4 protein-coding genes are annotated in these 4,244 nt (G+C 55.4%); all 4 read right to left on the bottom strand.

Annotated elements, in window-relative coordinates:
* Window positions 1–15: 15 nt before the first annotated feature.
* Window positions 16–1,419 (bottom strand): RIP metalloprotease RseP, encoded by a 1,404-nt coding sequence (rseP, locus tag ACWVCN_RS03825; protein ID WP_455244190.1) that lies wholly within the window; start codon window positions 1,417–1,419, stop codon window positions 16–18.
* Between the two features lie 68 nt (window positions 1,420–1,487).
* Window positions 1,488–2,648, bottom strand: a complete 1,161-nt coding sequence (locus tag ACWVCN_RS03820) for a 1-deoxy-D-xylulose-5-phosphate reductoisomerase (protein ID WP_455244189.1) — start codon at window positions 2,646–2,648, stop codon at window positions 1,488–1,490.
* A gap of 13 nt (window positions 2,649–2,661) precedes the next feature.
* The gene (locus tag ACWVCN_RS03815; RefSeq protein WP_455244188.1) at window positions 2,662–3,534 is read right to left on the bottom strand and encodes a phosphatidate cytidylyltransferase; all 873 of its coding nucleotides are present in this window, start codon (window positions 3,532–3,534) and stop codon (window positions 2,662–2,664) included.
* A gap of 20 nt (window positions 3,535–3,554) precedes the next feature.
* Window positions 3,555–4,244: isoprenyl transferase (locus tag ACWVCN_RS03810; RefSeq protein ID WP_455244187.1), on the bottom strand; the 690-nt coding region annotated here is incomplete at its 5' end.

Here is a 4,244-nt window from a genome sequence, read left to right as displayed (position 1 = left end):
GGTCCGCATTGATGATTAGTTCGAAAAGAAAATCCGTTCGAGGTCGTTCCAAAAAGCGAAGATCATCACGCTGACCAACAAGACGAGACCGACTTGCTGGGCCATTTCGCGCTGCCGTTCGCCCAACGGTTTGCGCAGGATGCCTTCGATAAGGAAGAAAAGCAAGTGTCCCCCATCGAGGATGGGGATCGGCAAGAGGTTCAACACACCGAGGTTGATGCTGAGCAACGCGATGAGAAAGACCACATTCGAGGGACCTTGTTCTGCAGCTTCCCCAGAAATCTTCGCGATCGTGAGGGGACCTCCAATATTCTTGCTCGAAATGTCGCCCACGATCATTTTGTAAATCCCGATCGTCGTGAGCTCGGTCCAACTCCACGTGGCTTCCAGGCCGTTGTAGATGGCTAGAAGGGGATTGGTGGATTTCATCAGTGAGCGGTCAGGTCCTGCAATGCCAATTTTCCCTACTTGAACGGACTCCCCGTTCACGGTCGCAGTTTCCGAGGCCGGTGTAACGGTGAGCGACACTCGTTTGCCGTGGCGAAGGACATCGACCTGCAACGGTTTCCCCGGACTTTGCTTCACCAGGCCTGTCATCTGTTTCCAGGTATGAATGGGATTGCCTTCGATCGAAAGAATCCGGTCTCCCGATTGGAATCCCGCTGCGGCGGCAGGTCTTCCGGGCAAGACCTCGTTCACGATGGGTGGGATTTCCTCGATCCCCAGATAATATCCGGTCTCATCCGTTTTTGATCCCTGGTCTGTCGTCAGAGTCGGTGTGACAGTAACGGTCAGGATTTGCCCATCGCGCAAGACCTCGAGAGTTAGAGAGGCGCCGTTACCCTTTGCTGCTGCGTCAAGGAGTTCGATGCGGGTGGCGATAGGACGTCCGTCAATCTTCTTGATTTGATCGCCGACCATCAGGCCGGCTTTTGCCGCGGGAGAGTCGGCCGCAACGGCTTCGACGACGGGCGCGATGTCTTTGAACGTTGGAACAGGGAGTGCGTATCCGGTCGCCAGCCATGCTGAAAAGATCACGTAAGCCAAGATGAAGTTGAAGCCTGGACCGGCAGCGACTATCAGAACTTTGCCCCAGAGTCCCTGATGGACAAAGGAACGTTTCCGCTCTTCGGCGGTGATGGCTTCTGTTTCTTCTTCCCCGAACAGTTTGACGTAACCGCCTAGGGGGACGGCTGAGAGGAGGTATTCGGTTTCACCGATCTGTCGGCCGAATATTTTTGGGCCGAAGCCCAGAGAAAACTTGATGACTTTGACTCCCACCCAGCGTGCGGCGAGAAAATGGCCGAGTTCGTGAAAGGCGACAAGAATGCCGAGAACGACAAGAAACCACCACGCTTTCTGCAGGAGGAGCCATAGGGCATCGGGAGACCAGGTGAATGCAAATGCGAAAGTGGTCATGGGTACTCAATCGTAAAAGTGATGTAAATGAATCGACTCATTGTTCATTATGCTGGCCCGTCGGAGGGTCATTTTGCAAGAGCATGGACGAACGATTCAGCTTTGCTTCTCGCCCAGCGATCGGCTTCGAGCGTAACGTCTATACTATCAACATCTTGCGAGCAGTGCGCTTCCATAGTACTACGTATGATATCAGAAATGTCATTGAAACGGATTCCCCCCTGAAGGAACGCATCGACGGCCACTTCGTTGGCAGCATTCATGGCAGTGGGCATCGTTCCGCCGATTCGGAGTGATTCGTACCCAAGGCCCAGGCAGGGGAACCGCTCGTGGTCCGGCTTACAGAAGGTCAGTTTGCCTACTTCCGTGAGGTCCAACGACGGGAGGTCCAGCGGGAGGCGGTTCGGGTAGCGCATGGCATAGGAAATCGGGGTTCGCATGTCGGGGAGACCGAGTTGGGCGATCATCGAACGATCTTCATATTCTACGAGCGAATGGATGATGCTCTCGCGATGAATCATGACGTCGATCCGCGATTCCGGGATGTCGAATAACCAACGGGCTTCGACAACCTCAAGCCCTTTGTTCATCAGTGTGGCAGAGTCGATGGTGATTTTGGCTCCCATCTTCCAGTTCGGGTGCTGAAGCGCGCGTTCGGGTGTGACGTCTTGCAATTGCTTTTTGGTCAGTGTCCAGAGCGCGCCTCCGGATGCGGTCAAGATCAAGCGACGGACGTCCTTGATCCGGTGGCCCTCAAGCGATTGAAAGATGGCACTATGCTCACTGTCGACGGGGAAAATTCTGACCCCATGGCGGCGTGCTTCCTCCTGCATCAGCTTTCCTGCCATCACCATTGGCTCCTTGTTGGCCAAGGCGATATGTTTTTTGCTCCGGATAGCCGACAGGGTAGGAAGGAGACCGGCTCCGCCCACGATGGCTGAGACGACCAACTCCGCGTCGGAAAGGGATGCAACAGCGACCAGGCCTGCCTGTCCGGACAGGACCTGAACGGATAGACCCTTGCACCTGGTTCTGAGTCTCGCGGCGGCCGATTCGTTCGACAGGGCGACCATTCGCGGCTTGAATTGTCTGATCTGTTGTTCCAACATTTCGTCGTTGCTACCTGCCGTCAGGCCCACGACACAAAATTCGTCCGGGAACCGAGCCACGATATCCAGTGTGCTGGTTCCGATGGATCCGGTCGATCCGAGAATTACAATCGATTTCATGCTCGTATCCTCGTCATGACGTGCCGATGCGGCTGAATGTCGTCACATAGTAGTAAAAGGTGGGCCCTGTGAACAAGAGACTGTCGAGTCGGTCGAGCATTCCTCCGTGACCCGGGAGCACGGAGCCGGAATCCTTGGCCCCGACGCTCCGTTTGATGGCAGACTCGGCTAAGTCCCCCCACAGGCCTGTCATCGTAAGGAGTACTCCAAGGATGGCGCAATCGAGTGCGGAAAAATCCGGCAAGAACCACCAGCGCGCTGCATAGGCCAAGATCGTTGCAACGAACAGTCCGCCCAATAAGCCCTCTACGGTTTTCTTCGGACTAATTTTCGGGGCAAGGAAATGTTGTCCCAAAAGGGTTCCCGCAAAGTAGGCTCCTGTATCGCCTGCCCATGTGATCGCGAGAAGAAAGAAGATCAACCATTCACCGTCTGGAAGCATCCTGATTGCGACCAGAAAACTTAGAGGCAGGCCGATGTAAAGCATGCAGGTTAAGGCAATGGCGTTTCCCTTGAAGGCATCTTGAAGCGGAGTCTTCGTCAGCAGAGGTGCTGAGAGGATCAAGCCCAGTAGGATTAGCATGCCAGGCAAGAGGAGGTTCGGGTAATGGGGTTGGATGATCAGGGCAAAGCAACCGAAAAAACCGATCCCTGAGATCAATCTGGGTGCTGCCGAGGGGAGGCAAAGGCGATACAGCTCATAGAGCGTTACAAGACCCGCTGCAGCGACGACAGAGGTGAATGCCAATGGTGGCAAATACCGGATCGCAGCGTAGAGGAGAGGAACAAGGGCCAGAACGGTATAGACGCGACGAGGATCAAATCGGGTACGAACCTCAGAAACAGCCTGAATTGATTCTTGATTTGTTGGCCGGCACTCGATCACGTCTATGCTTCCTCTGCGGACTACGAGGACAGGCTGCTGAAGACACGGCCGAAGCGCCGTTCTCTTCGCTGGAATTCGAGCAAGGCCAACAAGAGTTCCCGTCGCCTGAAGTCCGGCCACAGGGTCTGGGTAAAATAGAGTTCAGTGTAAGCCAGTTGCCACAAGAGAAAATTGCTGATGCGCGTTTCTCCGCTCGTGCGAATCAAGAGGTCCGGGTCCGGCAGGCCTCCAGTATACAGATGCTGTGAGAAAAGTGCTTCGTCGATGTCCTCCGGCTGCATCTTGCCGTTTTGCACGTCGCGCGACAGGCTCCTCGCAGCATCCACGATTTCTGAACGCCCGCCGTAGCTCAAGGCGACCGTCAACTGGAGTTTCTCGAGGTGAGCCGTTTCCTGCTCGGCAGCCCGTACCCATTGAAGCGCCGACGTGGGCAAAGACTCCGTCCGCCCGATCGTCCTGAACCGCACCCCTTGCTCGATCAACTTATTGCGCTCGGTGGACAAATAATATTCCAGGAGGCCCATCAAGGCGTTGATCTCGGTTGTCGGCCTGTTCCAGTTCTCCTGAGAGAACGCATAAATGGTGAGGGCGCGAATCCCGAGCTCCAAACAGAGGGTGATCATCTCCCTGACGGATTTGATGCCCTCCCGATGCCCGGCGATACGTGGGAGTCCACGCGCTTCCGCCCATCGGCCGTTCCCGTCCATGAT

The organism is Petrachloros mirabilis, from assembly GCF_975968855.1.
The sequence above is the reverse complement of the archived record's forward strand: the minus strand, read 5'-3'. Positions and strand labels throughout refer to the sequence as shown.